This is a genomic window from Oerskovia sp. NPDC060287 (genome assembly GCF_042726775.1).
Taxonomy (GTDB): Bacteria; Actinomycetota; Actinomycetes; order Actinomycetales; family Cellulomonadaceae; genus Oerskovia; species Oerskovia merdavium.
In genome coordinates, this window is sequence record NZ_JBHXBO010000070.1 from 1 (window position 1) to 18975 (window position 18975).

Annotated in this window: 13 protein-coding genes and 1 pseudogene; 7 read left to right on the plus strand and 7 right to left on the minus strand. The window is 69.5% G+C overall.

All coding sequences use genetic code 11. From position 1 onward, the window contains the following. The 3 genes and pseudogenes from ACFWFR_RS08490 to ACFWFR_RS08500 all read left to right on the plus strand — a co-directional run. Positions 1–238 (plus strand): annotated as a pseudogene (locus tag ACFWFR_RS08490) (hypothetical protein); the annotation flags it as partial. A 1-nt stretch (position 239) separates the two neighbouring features. Further along, entirely contained in the window at positions 240–1841 is a 1602-nt protein-coding gene (locus tag ACFWFR_RS08495) for an EH signature domain-containing protein (RefSeq protein ID WP_377622413.1), read from the plus strand. Between the two features lies 1 nt (position 1842). Beyond that, a complete protein-coding gene (locus tag ACFWFR_RS08500) occupies positions 1843–4872 on the plus strand; it encodes a DEAD/DEAH box helicase (RefSeq protein WP_377622415.1) in 3030 nt (1009 codons plus the stop codon). 83 nt (positions 4873–4955) lie between these two features. On the opposite strand, the gene ACFWFR_RS08505 is transcribed toward ACFWFR_RS08500, so the two are convergent. The 3 genes from ACFWFR_RS08505 to ACFWFR_RS08515 all read right to left on the minus strand — a co-directional run bounded on the left by ACFWFR_RS08505 (position 4956) and on the right by ACFWFR_RS08515 (position 10596). Then, positions 4956–6404: a hypothetical protein gene (locus ACFWFR_RS08505; protein ID WP_377622416.1), complete on the minus strand. Its 1449-nt coding sequence runs from the start codon at positions 6402–6404 to the stop codon at positions 4956–4958. Further along, positions 6401–9682 (minus strand): type I restriction endonuclease subunit R, encoded by a 3282-nt coding sequence (locus ACFWFR_RS08510; protein ID WP_377622418.1) that lies wholly within the window; start codon positions 9680–9682, stop codon positions 6401–6403. The genes ACFWFR_RS08505 and ACFWFR_RS08510 overlap by 4 nt, the downstream gene beginning before the upstream one ends. A gap of 356 nt (positions 9683–10038) precedes the next feature. Next, positions 10039–10596 (minus strand): hypothetical protein, encoded by a 558-nt coding sequence (locus ACFWFR_RS08515; RefSeq protein WP_377622420.1) that lies wholly within the window; start codon positions 10594–10596, stop codon positions 10039–10041. 231 nt (positions 10597–10827) lie between these two features. Here ACFWFR_RS08515 and ACFWFR_RS08520 point away from each other — a divergent pair, with 231 nt between their 5' ends. Continuing rightward, a complete protein-coding gene (locus tag ACFWFR_RS08520) occupies positions 10828–11109 on the plus strand; it encodes a DUF2510 domain-containing protein (RefSeq protein ID WP_377622422.1) in 282 nt (93 codons plus the stop codon). A gap of 43 nt (positions 11110–11152) precedes the next feature. Here ACFWFR_RS08520 and ACFWFR_RS08525 read toward each other — a convergent pair whose 3' ends face one another. The 4 genes from ACFWFR_RS08525 to ACFWFR_RS08540 all read right to left on the minus strand — a co-directional run bounded on the left by ACFWFR_RS08525 (position 11153) and on the right by ACFWFR_RS08540 (position 17196). After that, a complete protein-coding gene (locus ACFWFR_RS08525; RefSeq protein ID WP_377622423.1) occupies positions 11153–11842 on the minus strand; it encodes a hypothetical protein in 690 nt (229 codons plus the stop codon). A 419-nt stretch (positions 11843–12261) separates the two neighbouring features. After that, positions 12262–13455: a restriction endonuclease subunit S gene (locus ACFWFR_RS08530; protein WP_377622425.1), complete on the minus strand. Its 1194-nt coding sequence runs from the start codon at positions 13453–13455 to the stop codon at positions 12262–12264. Further along, positions 13452–15029, minus strand: a complete 1578-nt coding sequence (locus ACFWFR_RS08535; protein ID WP_377622427.1) for a type I restriction-modification system subunit M — start codon at positions 15027–15029, stop codon at positions 13452–13454. The genes ACFWFR_RS08530 and ACFWFR_RS08535 overlap by 4 nt, the downstream gene beginning before the upstream one ends. 112 nt (positions 15030–15141) lie before the next feature. After that, complete coding sequence (locus ACFWFR_RS08540; protein ID WP_377622429.1) at positions 15142–17196, minus strand: hypothetical protein; 2055 nt, start codon at positions 17194–17196, stop codon at positions 15142–15144. Positions 17197–17541: 345 nt separating this feature from the next. Between ACFWFR_RS08540 and ACFWFR_RS08545 the strand changes: the two genes are divergently transcribed. The 3 genes from ACFWFR_RS08545 to ACFWFR_RS08555 all read left to right on the plus strand — a co-directional run bounded on the left by ACFWFR_RS08545 (position 17542) and on the right by ACFWFR_RS08555 (position 18873). Beyond that, a complete protein-coding gene (locus tag ACFWFR_RS08545; RefSeq protein ID WP_377622430.1) occupies positions 17542–17820 on the plus strand; it encodes a DUF3892 domain-containing protein in 279 nt (92 codons plus the stop codon). Positions 17821–17825: 5 nt separating this feature from the next. Further along, the gene (locus ACFWFR_RS08550) at positions 17826–18137 is read left to right on the plus strand and encodes a hypothetical protein (protein ID WP_377622432.1); all 312 of its coding nucleotides are present in this window, start codon (positions 17826–17828) and stop codon (positions 18135–18137) included. 70 nt (positions 18138–18207) lie between these two features. Further along, positions 18208–18873 (plus strand): hypothetical protein, encoded by a 666-nt coding sequence (locus tag ACFWFR_RS08555; RefSeq protein ID WP_377622434.1) that lies wholly within the window; start codon positions 18208–18210, stop codon positions 18871–18873. The last annotated feature ends 102 nt before the right edge of the window (positions 18874–18975 follow it).

The following is an 18975-nucleotide window of genomic DNA, read 5'->3' on the forward strand; positions in this document are numbered from 1 at the left end:
GTGGGAGACCTCGTTGCCCGACGGCGGAGGTCTCGACGACCTGCGCCGGACGGACGGGAGCCCCCTGTTCTCCGTCTCTGGCTACGGCGAGACGCGACCCGCGACGACCGTCCAGGAGAGCGAGGCGGATCGTGCCGCGAACCGGCGCATCGACGTGCGGTTCACCGTGATCCGTCCGACGGCGGAGGAACTTTCGGCGATCCTCGAGGATGCCGACGCGACCGGCCAGGTGCCCTGACATGGGGACCAGGCCCGAGCTGTTCCTCCCCGGATGGCCCGTCGGGTCCTTCGACTCGTGGGACCGGCTCACGGACCGTGCCCAGCGCCTCACGGCCCGCGCCGGCACAGGCCGACAGTTCGACCTGCTGCTCGCCGAGGTCCGCCGCCTGATCGACTCCGGGCGGATCGATCTGCTCTCCGCACGCCTCCCCGAGCGGCGCTTCGCCCGCGCCGTCGTGACGGTCTGGTCGGAGGACCGCGAACGAGCCCGCGCGTCGATGACCCCGGCTGTCGTGTCGCTGCTCGTCGACTCACAGGCACCTCGTCCCTCCCGGTTGCTCGTCGCGGCACTCGCATCGATGTTCCTGACCCACTTCGACCGCCTCGACTCCTGGTCCCCGGGACTGTTCGAGGCCACGAGCACCGCCGTCGAGCGAGCCGTCACGCAGATCCCGGTCCGCAGGACTCGCGCGGAGACGCCGCCCCCGCCGCCTCCATCCCACGCAAGTGCCTCCGGCCCACCACCCCCGCCACCATCACCGAGCCCGCCCGCGAGCCGCGACATCGTCGACGCCTTCCGGTACAACTCCGAGTTCCTCCTCGACATCGAGGCGCCGCGCGCCGTCGCGCAGGGGCTGCGAGCCACGGGGATGGCTCTGGCGGACTGGCTGCGCCTCATCGGTATCAACGGGCACGTCAACGGGCGGTACGGCATCCGCGTCCGCGAGGCGGTCTTCCTCGAGAAGATCGGGTCGGCCGACCACACGCGCGCTGACGGGCTCGGCTTCTTGGCGGAGCTCACGTCGAAGACCGTCGTGGAGTCCCTGGGCACGGACGACATGTACTTCGGGCACCAGATCCTCGTCGCCATGACGGACAAGCCGGACACCGCTCCGTGCGACGAGTGGCTCGACGCGATCGTGAGGATCGGTGGGGACCCACGACTCCAACGACAGGCGCAGTGGCACACCTGGTGGGAGCCGTTGCCGCAGGCCGCCCGCGACAAAGCCGTCCGCTGGATGAGCGTCGAGGACCTCCGCCTGTTCCTCACCGCCGTGGAGAACCACGGCGTACTCACCCGCAACGCAGAGCTGCAGCGAATGTTCCCGGCTCGCAAGGAGTTCCTGTGGGGGCTCTACGAGAGCGGTCTGGTGCGTGAGTCCCGGGTCGTCCTGGGGTCCGGCGCTCGGACGTCGGTCCAACGGCAGATGGGACGCCGGCACATCAACGCCGCGAGCCTCACGCAACGCGCCGACACCGCGATCGTCATCCTGGACTGCGGAGACTTCCACGTCGTCGAGGGGTCCCACAGCTTCAAGTTCTGGATCTACGCGGGCCGCCCCACTGCGCCGCTCTTCGACTACTCCCATCGGGTCTTCACCCCGGACCAGCTCATCAAGGACGTCCCCGCGGCTCACGCACAGGCGCATCCTGCTGGCAGGCGGGCCCACGTGGGTATCACCCACGCTGCCACGACATGGCAGAACCATGCGCTGAACTTCCTGATCGAGACTCTCGGTGCGCCGGTGGACCCACAACGTGTGCTCACCCCCGAGGACTACTCGACGCTCAAGCACCGTTTCGGCCTCCCGATCCACCACCGCACCCCGCTGAGGAGCTGACATGGGCCTGCGTGACCTCCTGCGAGCCCGGCGCATGCGCCCTGATGACACCGAGTCGCCCATGCGGCTGTTCGCGGTGTCGTACGACTCCGACGGCGCCAACTTCGTCACGACGCCCGAGGACCTCGCGCTCCTGCACCGAGGCGAAGGGCAGCGGTCGGCCCAGGAGCAGCACCTGGTCCTCGAGATGCTCGCCGAGCAGGGTGCGGCCTACCTCCTGCCCAACGGCTTCGCGATGCGCTCGGCGGACGTGGCCCGTCTGGGCGACGACGAGGCCGAGGTCCTCGGTCTCCCCCGGCGCCTTCCCGGCACGCTCGAACCGGAGGTCCGGGGAAACACGACGTCCCGCACGTTCTCCGTCACGCTCAGGGCCCGCATCGGGAGCCACCTGGAGCCGTGCCGCCGGAACGGTCCCGTCCTGACGATCGGCACGGCGACCCACTACCGGCTCTCGCCACGTGCGCTCAAGGTGATCTGCGCCGTCGAGCACCACGAGGCGCTGGCCTTCGAGGACCGCACCGAGACGAACAACGTGCGACTCGTCGCCGAGCTCCAGGCCGCCAGGATCCCCCTGCCCGACGACCCGGACCGCGACGAGCCCTTCCCGCTCCCCCTGGGGCACCTCACGAGCTGGTCCACCACGGTCCCGGACCGGGTCGGTCTCCTGGTCGACGAGCAGCCCGACGGCTCGTTGCACGTCTCTCCCGACCTGGGGCCCGACGTCGACCCGGATCGGTTGGCGAGCAGGTGGCACCAGATCGAGGGCGACCGGCAGGCCGGCGTCCTGCGCGTCGACGAGCACCTCGTCCTCCTCGACGAGCAGCGCCTCGCAGGCGTACGGGACGTGCTGGCCACGCCCCGCATCCCGGCAGAGAGGGCACGGGACTTCCTCACTGCGCCAGGGCAGTTCTTCGACCACGAGCTCGTCGACGTCGAGCTGAACTTCGGGGTCCGCGTCGCGGGCGTGGGCATCATCGTCCCGCAGACCTTCGCCGACGCGAGCGAGTCGGGCATCTCGTGGTTCGGGGACTCGGACGGCGTGCAGCCGGCCAGCATCCTCGCAGGGCTCATCGCCACCCTCCCTCAGCTGGACACGGTCGAGCAGGACGTGCGCGCCGCGCAGGACCAGGGTCGATCCGTCATCGCGGTCGGTGACCAGCTGGTCGACATCAGCGACAGGTCCACGGTCGACAGCGAGCTCGCCACGGCGCGTGATCGCCTCCTCGACGAGACTCTCCTGCCTGAACCCGGCGACGACGACCCGACCGATCCGTCGGACCCGGCGACCCCTCGGACGGTTCAGGTCGGTGTGCACGTCGCGGACGCCCAGGACGTGGGCGAAGCGCTCCGGGCCTCCGCGTCGAGCACACCTTCTGCTCGCCCGGTCGACTACGCGAGCCTCCTGCGCTCGCCGTACCCGCACCAGCGCGAGGGCATCGAGTGGATGGTGCGGCTCATGACCGCGTCTCTCCTCAAGCCCGACGGCGACCCCTCGCGCGTCCAGGGCGCGATCCTCGCGGACGACATGGGCCTCGGCAAGACCTACATGACGCTGGTCGCGCTGCGCGAGTTCCTCGAGGCACAGCGCGCACGTGGGGGGACGGTACGCCCGACGCTCGCGGTCCTCCCGGTCTCGCTGATCGAGAACTGGCAGGCGGAGATCGACGCGACCTTCGCGACGAACCCGTTCGAGGACGTCGTGGTGCTCCAGGGCAAGGGCATCACAGCCTTCCAGGAGCTGGGGCGGGGCAAGGAGACCACGGCGAGCGTCGTGAACCTCGACGACCAGGGCATGCTGCGTGCCGACGCGATCCGCTTCTCGCTGAAGATCGGTCCGGAGCACGGCAGGAGTCGGCTCGACATGCCGGGCCGGCTGGTTCTCGTGACGTACGAGACGCTCGCCTCGTACCAGCTCTCGCTGGCGCAGGTCGACTGGGGTGCGGTCGTGTTCGACGAGGCCCAGACCATCAAGAACCCCGACGCCCTGCGCACCCGGGCCGCCAAGGCGCTCAAGGCGCGGTTCATGCTGCTGGCCACGGGAACCCCGGTCGAGAACAAGATGCTCGACTTCTGGTGCCTCATGGACGCCGCCCAGCCGGGACTCCTGGGCTCCTGGGCCGAGTTCCGCACGCAGTGGGTCTCGCGGATCGAAAAGGCTCCGAGCGAGGAGAAGTCCCGGATCGGGCAGGAGCTGCGTGAGCTCGTGGGCCCGTTCATGCTGCGACGGATCAAGGAGGACCACCTCAGGGACCTCCCTCCCAAGACCGTCTACGGCCCTGAAGGCGGGCCCGCGCAGGTCGCCCGCCCAGATCTCGGCGTCGTGATGCCCGTGCCTCAGCGCGACGCGTACGACGCGGTGCTCGAGGGCTACCGGCGCAACGGCCCGGGGGTCCGGGGGGCGGCGCTCGCGACCGTCCAGGCTCTGCGTGGTGTGAGCCTCCACCCGTCGGCGTCGGGGGACGCGCCTCTGTCGAGCGATCCCGCAGACCTCGACCTGTCCGCGCGCATGGTCGCGGCGGTCCGGGTCATCGACGAGGTGCGGGCGGTGGACGAGAAGGTCATCGTGTTCGTCATCAACAAGAAGGTCCAGGCTCGGCTGGCCCTGTGGTTGCAGGAGCGCTACCGGCTGCGGGTTCGTGTCGTCAACGGCGACACCGCCGCGGTGGGTTCGGGCGCGACGCGCAAGGGGATCATCGGGGAGTTCGAGCGAGCGCCGGGCTTCAACGTCATCATCATGTCGCCGCTCGCGGTCGGGGTGGGGCTGACGATCGTCGGGGCCAACCATGCGATCCACCTGGAACGGCACTGGAACCCTGCCAAGGAGGCGCAGGCCACGGACCGCATCTACCGGATCGGTCAGACGCGGCCCGTCCACGTCTACCTCCCGATGGCCCTCCACCCGGACACGACGTCGTTCGACCTCAACCTCGACCGGTTGCTGCAGCAGAAGTCGACGCTGCGGGACGCGATCGTCGTGCCCGAGGCCGTGGGAGAGCAAGAGGTCGTGGCTGCGCTGGGGCTCGGCGGCTGACGCCCGGCGCCAGGAGGTATGCGGCCCGACGACGGCGCGCACCCCCGCGATCCGGTGATCTCGGGGGTGCGCGCTCTGCTGCCTCAGGCTTCTTCGACCTCGTCGTCCTCCTGGAGCTGCCACGCGTCGCGCAGCCCGTCCCAGGTGTCCCAGAACTCGACCATGCTGAAGGGGAGCTCGAGCAGGACGCCCGTCGTACCGAGAATCGCCTCGACCCCCATCTCGTTCCCGTCGGCGTCCTTGTGCAGGTCGAGACCGACCGGGTCGTGGTCGAGCTCGTCGATGATCGCGTCCGTCGCCGACGCCAGGTCGGTCGCTCCGAGCACAGCGAACAGGTCGTCGAGCGACTCGACCTGGCGCACCTGCTCTGGCTCCCAGTCGCGGCGCCGACCTTCCCAGCCGCACGCTGGGCAGACGTGCGTGGGCATCGGGCCCGGCCCGATCAAGCAACCACCCAACACGTAGACGTCGGGATCCGGAGGACCTGCCGGCAGTCCTCGAAGGACGACGCGCAGTCTCGTCTCGCATCGAGGACAACCGATCGGTCGCTCCCGCAGCTGATGTTCCGTCGCGAGTCGTTCCTCACCGGGCGTGCGGTCGTCGAGCGCTCGTCGGACGACGCTCGCCAGGTGCCCCGGCAGAGGGCGGTTCATGTCGACACCGCCGTCGTCGTCGCTCACCAGCTGTCGCAACTCGGAGTACGTCATGACGGTTCCCTGAAGCGGACTGACACAGATTGCCACCCGAGACGGAGCGCCCGGCTCGGCGACGACACGAACCACCCTGGACAGCGGCCAGGATCGGCGGTTTCCGTGCGGCACGTCCTGACGATCTGTGACGGCGTAGAGCATCAGCTCGTCCTGCGGCCTGATGTCTCGGACCTCGTCGAGAAGTCGATAGCTCCAGACATCGAGCCCGCTGAAGCGCTCCATGTAGTGCCCGAGCGCGCGTTCGACCTCCAGCGATGCGGGGTCCTCGTCGACCATCCACCGCCCGACCCACAGTCGCCCATGCTCGCGCCGCTTGCGTGAGCGACGGGGAGTGACGGGGACCCGTCGCGGCCGGTAGATCGTGGTTGCTCGGTCGATCCACTCCTGGTCCACCCATTCCGCGTCAGGGTCCCCGGACCACTCATCGATTTGGAGGTCCGCCCGCGCGGCGACCTCGACGTCGTCGGTCAGGAGCGCCGCCTCACGCAGCGACGTGCGCGAGCGCTCGGAGGCGTTGGCCGATCCGACGAGGGTCTTGCGCTCACCGCTTCCGTCCGCGCCGGCGACGATCACCTTGGCGTGCAGCCGGGCGACCGACACCAGGACCACGCCACGGTCGAACAGCACCTGGAGCGCAGCGGGGTTCGTGGTGCCACCGGCGAGCGACTCGTCGGACCCGTCGAACACCAGCGTGTCCCCCGCGCCCAGAGGTAGCAGCTCCGGGGCCTCACGTCCCACGTAGGCGATCGCGGCACGCACCGGCCCGGGCCACGTCACCGTGCGCAGCGACTCCCAGACCTTCTCCGACACGAGCTCGATCACGCCGCCCCCTCCTCGCGCTCCGCGTAGCGCGGGGCCATCGACTCCATCTGTTCCATGACGAGCTTGATCGCTCCGGGCTGCTTGTCCGGCGGGTAGCCGTGCTTGACGAGGAGCCGCTTGATCGAGGAGCGCAGCTTGGCGCGCACGTCCTCGCGCACGGTCCAGTCGGTGCGCACGTCGCGCCGCAGGACTGTGAGGAGCTCGCGGGCGATGTCGGCGAGGACCCCGTCCCCCTGGACCTCGACGGCCGACTCGTTGGCCCGGACCGCGTCGTAGAACGCGAGCTCGTCGCTCGTGAGGGGCGGGGAGAACCGGGCACCGCGGTCACCTTCGGCCGAGACCTCGTGCGCCATCTCGATGAGTGCTGCGATCACCTCGGCGGACGTGAGGTTGGAGTTGGTGTACCGCGTCATGAGCTCGTTGAGCCGGTCGGAGAACGCGCGCTGGCGCACCAGGTTGTTGCGGGTCGCGGCGCGCGACTCCTCCTGGATCACCTTGCGGAGCGCCTCGATCGCGAGGTGCGGGTTCTCGGCGTGCGTGGCCGTCGCGAGGAAGGACGTGTCGATCTCGTCGATGCGCGGCGACTCCATGCCGGCCGCCTGGTAGATGTCGAGCACCTCGCCCGAGTCGACGCTCTCGGCGACGAGCTGGTTCAGCATGCGCTGGACGTCGTCGGGGATCGCCTCGCCCCGCGCCTGGCGGTCCTCGGCGTCGAACTTCCCCATCCAGACGCGCACCTCTTCGAAGAACCGCACGTCGTCGGCGATGTCGGTGAGATGGTCCGCTCCCCCGGCGAGGGCCCAGGCCCTGTGCAGCTGACCCGCCTGACGGCGGAAGGTCGCGCCGAGCGTGTCGCTGCCGTCCTCGACGTCCTGCGGCCGGTTGCCGACCGTGCCCGGGTCGCGCAGGTGGTTCACGGTCGCGTGGACGGCCAGGACGTACGCGCGCTTGTCGTCCACGGCGAGCCGTGCGCGCCAGTCGAACCCGGAGAGCGTCGCACGCACCTGGGTCACGAGCAGCTCGGCCAGCGCGACGGCTTCCTCGACCTGGCGTCCGAGGGGTCGGGTCTTCTGGTCCTGGGGCGAGTACTCGCGCAGCGCGGCGGCGAGGTTCTCTGCGACGGGGGCGTAGGCGACCAGCAGGCCTGCGGTCTTGCCGCGGAACGTGCGGTTGACGCGGGCGAGCGTCTGCATGAGCAGAGCGCCCTTGATGGGCCGGTCGAGGTAGAGGGTGTGCAGGGGCGGGGAGTCGAACCCTGTGAGCATCATGTCCTTGACGATCACGATCTCGAGCTCGTCGTCGGGGTCTTTGAGCCGCTGCTTGATGGCCGCGTTCTCGCTGTCGCGCCGCACGTGATCGCTGATGGGCGCGGGATCCGACGGCGTCCCCGAGTAGACGACCTTGATCTTTCCGGTGGCCAGGTCGTCGGAGTGCCAGTCGGGGCGCAGGGCGACGATCTCGCTGTAGAGCCGTGCACAGATCTCGCGGGTCGCGCCGACGACCAGCGCCTTGCCCGGGGTGCGTTCGTGACCGGCGCGGCCGAGCGACTCGAACATCGCGGCCCGGCGCCCTTCCCAGTGCGCGACGAGGTCGGCCGCGAGCGCCTCCAGTCGGGCCGGGGCACCGTAGATCGCGTTGACGACCGCGACGCTCGACTCGATGCGGCGGCGCTCGGCGTCGTCGAGCCCCGTGGTCATCTCGTCGGCGGCCGCGTCGATCGTGGACTCGTCGGCGCCGTCGACGAAGTCGACCTTCACGAGACGGGAGTCGAAGTACACGGGGACCGTGGCGCCGTCGTGCACGGCGCGGGAGAGGTCGTAGACGTCGATGTCCTCGCCGAACACCGCGCGCGTGTCACGTTCGGCGGTGCTGATGGGTGTCCCGGTGAACGCGATGAGCGTCGCGTGCGGGAGGGCGCTCTTGAGGTGCCAGGCGTAGCCGTCGAGGTCGTCGTAGTGGCTGCGGTGGGCCTCGTCGACGACGACGACGATGTTGCGCCGGTCGGACAGCAGAGGGTGCTTGGTGCCAGCCTGCTTCTCGGCGGGCGAGAGCCCGAACTTCTGCAGGGTCGTGAAGTAGATGCCGCCGGTCACCCGGCCGGCGAGCTCGGTCCGCAGCTCCTCGCGACGGCGGATCTGGCGGGGTTCCTCAGGCAGCAGCTGGCTGCGCCGGAAGGTCTCGTAGAGCTGGCCGTCGAGCTCGGTGCGGTCGGTCACGACGACGACCGTGGGGTTGCGCAGTCGAGGGTGACGCATTACCTGGTTGGTGTAGAGCTCCATCTCCATGGACTTGCCCGAGCCCTGGGTGTGCCAGACGACGCCCGCCTTTCCGTCGGACGCGACCGCGGTGATGGTCTTCTCGATCGCCTTGGAGACTGCGAAGTACTGGTGAGGCTTGGCGACACGCTTGCTGAGCCCTTCGCTCCCCTCGTCGAACGCGACGTATCCGTGCAGCAGCTGAAGGAAGCGAAGCTGGTCGAACAACCCGTAGAGGGCGAGCCGCAGCGCGGTGACGGGTTCGTCCTCGGCGGGCGTGTCGCCGTCGGGCCCCTGCTCGCCGTCCGGGCGGCCGGACGGCCCGACGGGGCGGCCGTCGTCGTCGACGTTCCACGGCGAGAAGTGGTTGAACGGCGTGAAGGGCGTGCCGTAGCGCGCGGTGATGCCGTCGGAGAGGACGGTCAGCACGACGAAACGGAAGACCAGCGGCAGCTCACGGACGTAGGTCGCGACCTGGGCGTGGGCCGCGGCGAGGTCGGCTGCCCTGGTGCCCGCGTTCTTGAGCTCGATCACGCTGACGGGCATCCCGTTGAGGTACAGGACCACGTCGAAGCGCCGTTCGACGTCGCCGCGCACGACCGTGACCTGGTTCGCCGCGAGCCAGTCGTTCTCCGACGGTTCGCTGCTCACGAGGCGGATGGTCGGGTTCTGCTCGATGCCCTCGGCGTCGATGTAGCTGATGCCACGGAACCCGTCGGTCAGGAAGTCGTGGACTCGCTTGTTCTCGGCGATCGCGTCGTTCGACGTCGGGGCGACGATCGCGGCGAGCGCCTGGTCGAGGTACTCGCGCGGCACGTCCGGGTTGAGAGCGCGCAGCGCGGTGCGCAGGCGGGTGGGGATGAGGAGCTCGTCCCACGACTCGCGCTCGGGGACGGGGTGCCCGTCCGGCCCGACGGCGGCGCTCGCCCCGGGCGCGATCTCCTTGCCGTGCTTCACGGTCCAGAAGAGCTCGCCCAGGTCGTCGAGGGCCAGGTGTTCCCAGGCGTCCTCGGTGAGCTTCATGGATCCTCCGTGATGTCGGTGCGGCGACTGCTGCGCTGCGGTGCTGGGGTGCTGGGGTGCTGGTCCGGAGCCTATCGGCGCCATGACTCATTCTTGGTGGTCTCGTGGCGGGGCGCGGTGGGTGAAGTGATATGGGGGTTATCGGCGTGTGCCCCGCGGGGCTGGCCTTCGGGTGGCTCTCGCCGGCTCGACTTGCTCACTGCCGTCCACCTTCCGTGGCAGCGGCGCCGCCGTACCCAGGATCTCGGGGGCGAAGGAGAACATCTCCTCGCGCTCTGCCCGCTCGGCGTCCGCCTTGCGCTGGGCCTTGCTCGTGGTCGCGCTCGTGGATCTGTTCCTGCTCGACCGGTCGCTCATCACTCCGCCCCCTCCACCGTCACGACCCCGTCCATCCCCCGGTCCGGGTGATATGACCAGGCGACCGTGATGCCGTCCCAGCTCTCCTCCTGGCGCCCGTCCATGGACGTCGTCTGCCCCATGTGGGACAGCACGCTGGACGGCGCCTCGAGCGCGTCGAGCACACAGACGAGATCCTCGAGCGCGCCGCCGGTGAGCTGGTCCTCCCCCTTGTTGTCGAACGTCAGGGTGGATCCTTCGTCGGCCACGACGAACCACGGATCGCCTGCGAGGTCGCAGGTCTCGACAGCGTCCGTGAGCACCGCGCTCTGAGCCGTCCTCGCCGCCGCATCCTGCCCCGCGCCGATCGCGGCCATGCCGCCGGCACCGACGACGAGTCCAATCACTCCCGTCACGACGGGCAGCACCCATGCGGGTCGCTTCCCCGGCCCGACGGCGGGGCTCCCCTCTCCCGTCGACGCCGCCCAGACCTGGGCGTCGGTTGGCGACGGGGGCGGCGGAACGTCGGCAGCGGGTTCGCCGCTGTCCGGGACGGGCGGGGTGGGCTGGTCAGTCATGGCTTCTCCTGGGATCAGGGTGGAACGGGGTTCAGGGGATCGCCCCCGTGCTCAGTCTCTGCGGCGCAGGGGTGGGGCGCGACGAGTGCTGCGATAAGGGGATGATCAGATAGATCGCGATGGCCGGTAGCGTCTGCAGGTGACAGTCGGCGGTGCCCGGCGAGCCGCATCCCAGCCGTCGACGCCGAGCACCTGAGCACGGAAGTCGCCATCACAGCCGAGGAGAACACCGTGACCCACCAGCCCGGCTGGTACCCCGACCCGTACGACCCGCGGCTGGTGCGCTGGTTCGACGGGCAGCAGTGGACCCAGCACTCACAGGCCGTCCAGACCGCGCCGTCTCCAAGCCCCCGGAAGCTGAGCACGGGTTCGATCGTGGCGATCGTGGTGGGCGCGATCCTCCTCCTGTGCGCGATCGTCGCGATGATCCTCGGCGTCGTCGCCCTCGTTGCGTTCTTCGCGAATATCGCTCAGGGAGTCGTCTGCGGAGAGAGCCCGCACTACTGCACGTAGCAGGAGGCAGAGGAGCCCACTGTGACGAACGGATCCACCCTGTTCAGTGGTGCCGGGAGACAGGGCGCGGGTTGCGTGCGCGAAACTCCTCCGCGGCGCCCCTGCGAGATTCCTCGCGCAGACGTTCGGCTTCCTCGTCACGCGCTCGACGCGCAGCCAACCTGACCCTGGCCTCCGCCTCGGCGCGTGTCCACTCCTGAACCTGCCGACGCGACAGCGGTGCGGGCACCGGCTGCTGGGTTGTGCTCGCCCTCGAAATCTCGACCTCGCGCCGACGTTCCTGGGCTGCTGCCATGGCACGCAGTCGCTCGCGCTGCCACGCGGCGACCGCCACCTTGGGCTGCGCCTTGCGCACACGTCGTGCCTCAGCCTTGCGGTCCGCAGACTCGACCTCACGAACGACGAGCGTCGTGAGTGCGGTCGCGAAACGTGCCTGGTCGTTGCGCGAGACGCGCCCATCCCTCGCGAGGCGTGCCACCTGATGGACGGAGTGCTTCACCTCGGCTTCCAGAGGGCGGTTCCCCCGACGAAGTCCACGCACTACCCGTGCAAGTCCCCGAGCAGCATCGCGCGTCATTCCCTGCTCCCACAGTCGCCACATCGCCGTGGCGAATGGTTCGTCGAACATGACACCCGTCTTCGGCCCATGAATCTCTCGCATCCGCTTCATGTGCACATCAGCCACCTTGTCCACCCAGGAGCTGTTCTTCGTCGGGTTCGAGGTCCCCGGCATGGGTCCGATCGAGGACAAGAGGGGCGGCCCGGTCTTCCTCGCCCGCTGCGACGGCTGGATGGGCGCCGTTGCGGCGTCGACGCGGCGAGATCTCGTGGTAACTTCCTGCGCTCGCACGACCGCCGCTGGCGCTCGCGCTGGCGCTGGCACTGGCACTGGCGCCAAGTCGACGAGTGCAGGAATGGCGCCAGCGGCAGCACTCGTCTCAGCCGGCGTCTCGGTCGAGGGGATCCCGAGACCCGTCAGCACGCCAGGTTCGAGCAGGTCACGTATCGAAGCCATCAAACATCTCCCAACGTTCCATCACGAACATAAATCATGGACGTGCGAGTTGCGCCCTTGCGGGGTTCTTCGGGCACACAAACCCCGGATAGCCGCATCCCGCTCCACACGGATCCCCCGGTCATAGCAGCGTGCGGTCAGGCGACCTCGGAAGCGATGCGCTCGGCATCCCTGACGCGGAGTTTTCCGGACATGAGCTGCGGGAGCAGGGTGTCGCGGGTGGCGGCGAGGGTGCGGTTCTCGTCACGGCTCGAGATCGCCCGCAAGCCGAGTCCATCGATCTGCCCAACCAGCACGTCGCTCATGGTCCGAGGGTCTGGGACGAGCGTCGACAGCATCTCAGCTGGCTTGACGCGCTGATGGCTCCCAGAGGTTCCGGCAACCATCGCCTCGAGAGCCGATCCGAAAGCAGGCTGCGACGTCAGCGCCCAGAGCACCGTCGTCGACGAGAACCTCGGCCGAAGGGTGACGAACTCCGTCGAAGCTAGGGAAGTCAACGACGGAACGGACCGGACGTTCCAGACACGGGGAAACCGTGGGTTCAGCTTCGACACGAGCACGCTCGGTTCCCGAACGAGGAACTTGTTGCTCTTGATCTCCTGCGGACCGACGACCTCGGGCTCGATCCCCGCATCGAAGGCCGGAAGACTGAAGTGAGCCACGCTGTCGTCCGCAAGCCCTTCAGGGTTCACCGTGGTCTTGATGTGCTCAACGATCTCACCGAGCGGGACCGTGGCAGGCACAGCCGAAGCGAGTGTCCGCGCAAGGTCCTCGGCCGTGGAGGCAAGCTTGGTGTTGGCCGCGATCTTGTCGTCGAGAGCCCCCAGCACCTCGGCGATCGCACGCTGCAGATCAAAACCCGGAACACGTGCCCGATACGACTTGATGCGCGAGGGGCTCGTGTGACGAACCGTGCTTCCGGTCGCCGTCGCAACTACATGCGACCGGTACCCCTTCGTTCGCAACAGGTAGTTCAAGAAGCGAACCCATACCTGATCAGATCGTGGGACCACAAGACCGATCCGTTGATTGTGCAGATAAACCGGTCCGTCCGGCACCAGAGCGGGCAATCCAAGGGTGTCTACGTCACGACTGAGATCAGTCATCGTCAATACTAGCGAACCAGGTCGAAGTATATATTCCGCTGACACGTCTCCCGAAAACGTCCTCGCTTTGCCCGCTTTGAACCCCCCTCCAATCGCAAAGTTCCCTGGAGTTAGCAAGGTGGGGTACGCCGGGACATCCGTGAAGAATTCACCCGGAAAAGCGAATCCATGCTTGACGTCAAACAAATCGCCAAGCGGTACATCGCGCCACCCCTCCGGGATCACAGAACCCTCCCCAGCTGCTCCCGCACCACGGCCTCGAGCCGTGCCGACTCCTCGAACTGAGCAAAGAGCTCAGAAGTCAGCCGCGCGATCTTGTCCTCGATGGGCTCGCCGTCATCCTCGACCTCGGCGGCACCGACGTAGCGTCCGGGCGTGAGCGCGTAGCCCGCTTCCTTGATCTCCGCGAGGGTGACGGACTTCGAGAAGCCGAGCTCGTCGTCGTACTGCAGGCCCGCGGCAACCGCAGAGGGGGTGCCGCGCCACGCGTGGTAGGTTCCCGCGATCTTGGCGATGTCCTCGTCGGACAGCGCGCGCTCGGCTCGGTCGACCATGTACCCGAGGTTGCGGGCGTCGATGAACAGCACCTGCCCGGTGCGATCCACAGAACCGCGAGCGCCCGCCGTCTTGTCCTTGGCGAAGAACCAGACGCACACGGGGATGCCCGTGGAGCGGAAGAGCTGGGTCGGCAGCGCGACCATGCAGCTCACGAGGTCGGCCTCGACGATCTGCGCGCGGATCTCGCCCTCGCCGCCCGAGTTGGACGACATGGACCCGTTGGCCATGACCACGGCCGCAGACCCGGTGGGCGTCAGCTTGGAGAGGATGTGCTGGATCCACGCGTAGTTCGCATTGCCCACGGGCGGCACCCCGAAGCGCCAGCGCGGGTCCGACTCCGAACGCGACCAGTCCTTGATGTTGAACGGCGGGTTGGACATGACGTAGTCCATCTGGGTGTCCGCGTGCTGGTCGCGCGCGAACGTGTCCCCCCAGCGGGGCCCCAGGTTGCCCGTGAGGCCGTGGATCGCGAGGTTCATCTTCGCGAGGCGCCACGTGCGCTCGTTGAGCTCCTGGCCGTAGACCGAGATCTCCTGCGGGCTGCCGCCGTGCTTCTCGATGAACTTCTCGGCCTGCACGAACATGCCGCCCGACCCGCACGCCGGGTCGTACACGCGCCCGCTGTACGGCTCGAGGACCTCTACGAGGACCCGCACCACGCCGGCGGGCGTGTAGAACTCGCCGCCGCGCTTGCCCTCGGCACGCGCGAACTTCTCCAGGAAGTACTCGTACACCTCGCCCAGCAGGTCGCGCGCCTTGGACGCGCCCTCGCCCGTGAAGCGCGTCGAGTTGAACAGGTCGAGCAGCTCGCCCAGGCGTCGCTGGTCCACGTTGTCACGGTTGAAGATGCGCGGCAGCGTGGCCGCGAGCGACGGGTTCGACCCCATGATGTGGTCCATGGCATCGTCGATCAGCTGCCCGATCGGCGCGAACGGCTCGCCCATGGCCGCCGGCCGGCCCTTCGCGTTCTCCGCGAGATAGCCCCAGCGCGCCTGGAGGGGGATCCAGAAGACGCCGCGGCTCGTGTACTCGTCGATGTCCTCGAGGAACTGCTGGCTCTGCTCCTCGCTCAGGCCGTCGGCGGCCAGCTCCGCGAGGATCTCGCCGCGACGCTCCTCGAACGCGTCCGAGACGTACTTGAGGAACACGAGCCCCAGGATCACGTCCTTGTACTGCGAGGCGTCCATGGAGCCGCGGAGCTTGTCCGCGGCCTTCCACAGCGTGTCCTTGAGCTCCTTCATTGACGAAGGAGCTGAGGGAGCCGCCTTGCTCGTGGCTGCTGCCTTGGTGCGGGGAGGCACTGGTCCTGCTTTCTTCGGGGTCGTGGGGACGTCGAACAGGGTCGGGGCGTCGTCAGGCATTGTCCACCGTTCGGAGCTGGATGAGGGCGTCGGCGACGCCCCGGGTCAGGGTCGTGCGGAGCTCGGCGAGGCGTCGGGCCTCGTCGAGCACCAGGGTTTCGCGCTGCCCGACGGCGGCGAGCAGCTCTTCGAGAGCGCTCACCTGGTCCTCGGGAACCTCGCGCACCTCCCACGTGCGCCACCGCTTGGCGGTCGCACGCTGGGACGAGATGTCCTCGGCGAGGACGTGCGGGAGGAGGCCAGGGGCTCGCGCCCGGTCGATGCGCAGCACCTGCGCCGGGAACTCCACCACGGACAGTCCGACGTGGTCGACCACCGCGGCCGGGTAGGGCGCGGTGCAGAAGATCACGTCGCCAGGCTCGGTGTACCGGGCGGCGGGGAGCGCGGAGAACGTGAGCCGGTCCATGCGCCGCTCGCCGAGGAACACGTCACCGGTCAGCTCGGCAGGACCGACGACCGGCACCTCGCCGACCGCACCGATGGCACTCGGGTCCAGCCGGTTCCCGGAGATCCTGCGCACACCCCCGCGGGCCTCGACCGACCGGAGCGTCTCGCGGCGCGGATCTCGCCCCGGGCCGGGGACGACGGACTCGGCCCCTGCGAGCCCGAGCCCCGTGGCGAGCTCGTGCGCACGCACGGCCGCACGGCCGCCGTCGTCGCGCCGGCCCACCCGGAGCCGACGGAAGTCCACCGAGAGGTCGCTCCGTGAGGCGACGAGCGAGGACGTGTAGGCGAAACGCGTGAAGCGGAAGGCGTGCCCCTGGACGTCCCTGCGAGTCCCTTGAGCGGCGACGACGTCGGTCACGAGGTCGTCGATCACGCCCTCGTCGAGCGCTCCCCCGGTGACGCGCTCGCCCGCGAGGTCCGAGACGGTCGTCCACTGCTCGGCGAGCCCGACGTCGGCGGGCGGGTCGCCCAGGACCCAGATCGCGAGGCGCTCGCGCGAACGCCCGGGGAGGAGCCCCGCAGGGAGCTCGACGACGCTCCGCACCTGGTCGTTGCGCAGCAGGCTGGACCGGAGCTTCTCCGCCTCGCCGTCGACCGCTCCCACGAGCGCGCCCGCGGGCCCCAGCACGACTGCGAACCGGCCGGGCTCGCGCTGCACGGCGAGGGTCTCGACCGCACGCAGGACGTCGTCGTCGGACCACGGGGGGCTGCCGACGGGAGGGAGCTGCGCCACGATCGTCGCGCCGGGCGAGACGGCGTGGCCCACGGCGTCGTCGGCGTCGAGGTCCAGCACACGGACGCCGAGGACACCCAGGCGCCTGCGCGCGAGCCGGGTCGCGGGATCCGTGCGCACGTCGGGCACGGCGCAGGCCGGGGCGTCGTGGTCACCGTTCGCGTCGCTCCCTGCCCGGACTGCTGCCACCAGCAGGTCGCCGCAGTCGGCATGCGGGTTGGCGAGCGTGAGCGGCCCGCGTCCGGACGTGAGCGCCAGGACGATCCTGCCCACGACGTCGAGGGCTCCCTCGGATGCTGCCGACTCGGTGAGCGTCCTGCGTCCGGCCCGGTGCCGGTCGAGCAGGACGGCCTCCAGTGCGCCCGCCGGTGTGTAGGCGGCGTCGGCAGCCGTGTCGGCCAGCTCGCACAGGTCGCCCAGCCGGTCGCCCAGCGCCTCGATCTCCGAGTAGACCAGGTGGTCGTCGGGGTCCACCTCGTCGGCGAGGTCGAGCACCTCTGCACGACCGAGCGCACCGAGGAGCTCACCCGTCTGCGCCTTGAGGTAGAGCAGCGACGTGAGGCCGTCGAGCGCCACGTCCGCGTCGAGGCCGGGGACCTCGTCCAGCGCGGCCCTCATCGCGACGTCGGCCGCGAACGAGGGGTTTCGGCCGAGTCCGCTGCGCTCGATCCACGCCGTCACCTCGGAGGCCCGGAACCGCTGCTGGTCCCGACGGGTAGCGACCGCCTCCGGGAACGGCGAGACCGCCGTCGCGTACCGCCGGCGCCACATGGAGACCACGGGGCGCTGCACGTGCGCCAGCTCGGCGATGTCCGGCAGCGACAGCGTGAGCGAGTCGAGCACCGACGGCACAGCAGCTCCCTTCATCAGAACCGGTAGGTGAGCGAGCTCGTCGGGCGAGCTCGCTGGAAGGACAGTAGCGCCTTCCCGACTCCCCTCTGCCGCACGACGCGATAAGCCGGGTTATCAGTTCGGCGATGGCTCTTCCTCGTCGGCTCGACCAGGCTCGTCTCAGTCGATCACCTCCGTGATCACCGCTCCGGCCACGAGCCGGGAAGGGAGGGCACGCATGAGCCACGTCAGGTGCCGTTGCGGACACGTCTACCGCATCCTCGACGGCCGCGGGCTGTGTCCGCGCTGCGTCTCGCTGACGCCGCCGGCCTCCCCGACCGTCCCGCACGAGCCGGCCGACCGTCCCCGAGAGGACCAGCCATGAACTACCTCCGCTCCGTCCGCGTCGCTCACCCGGGCACCTCGAGCCAGCACATCACCGAGCTGGGCTGGTCCACGACGACCACCGGCCAGCTCTCCCGTGCCACGCGCGACCAGGTCCACACGTGGATCACCTCAGGTCACGCCTTCCGCTCGCTGAGCCCTCAGGGAACCCAGGCGGACGTGGTCGCTCGGACGTCCCCCTCCGGGACCCGCTACGTCGCCACGGTCGCTGACGGCCGCGAAACGAACAACCTGCTCAACCTCCCGCGCTTCTGACGCTCATGCCGTTCATCCGCGCGATCCGCACCCTGCCACGCGACACCGACACCGCCGGCACGTCCCCGGGCGGAGAAGCGGCCGAGCACGTGGTCGCCGTCCTCCACTCGGTCACGACCACAGGCCCGACGACCACGACCAGCGTCATCGGCATCCACCGCCGGATCGTCTCCGGCGAGCGCTTCCGCACGTTCGACGAACGCAACCACCACCAGGCCGACGTCGTCGCCCGGATCGGTCCGGACGGACGTCGCACGCTCGCCACGACGATCGACGGCCGCACGACCCAGCACCTCAGGAACCTGCCGCGCTTCTGACGCGCTGCACCTGGCCGAGCCCACCCTCTCGACGGCGTCTCCGCCGTCGGGCCCTCACGAAGGACATCCCATGAAGAACATCGACACCGCCCCTCTGTCCGTCGACCCGACCACGGGGTCCCACGCGACCGTCACCGGTCGGTCGCGCCGGAGCCTCACGATCGCCGTGGTCGCCCTCGGGCTCGCCGTCGGCCTGACGGGCTGCGGGCTGAGCTCGGACAACCTCACCACCACGGACGAGAACGCCGCGGATCAGCCCGCCGTCGAAGCGCCCGCTCCCGAGCCGGCCCCGGAGGCGACCCCCGAAGCACCCCCTGCCCCCGCGGGCGGGACGCGTGCCAACCCCTTCCCTGTCGGGACGACCGTCAGCAACGAGGACTGGTCCCTCGTCCTCGGCACCCCGCGCGAGGCCTGGGGGGAGATCAGCGCCGAGAACCAGTTCAACTCTCCGCCCGAGGCCGGGCTCGAGTTCTGGATCGTCCCCGTGACGGCGACCTACCAGGGCGCGACCTCGGGCACTCCGTGGCTCGACATCACGGTGAAGTTCGTCGGCGACGACTCGGTCACCTACGAGGACTACTGCGGTGTCATCCCGGGCGACCTCGACGAGGTCGGCGAGCTCTACGCAAGTGGTGTCGCCGAGGGCAACGTGTGTGTCGCGGTGCCCGCCGGAGCCCCGGGGCTCTGGACCGCGACCACCGGGTGGGGCGAGCCGACCTTCTTCACGGCCCGCTGACCGCGAGGCTCGACGAGGCTCGACGGGACCCGACGGGGCCCGTCCCGCCGAGCACGAGGTTGCGGTCGTCCTGGGCGCCAGAACGACCGCAACCTCGTGCTC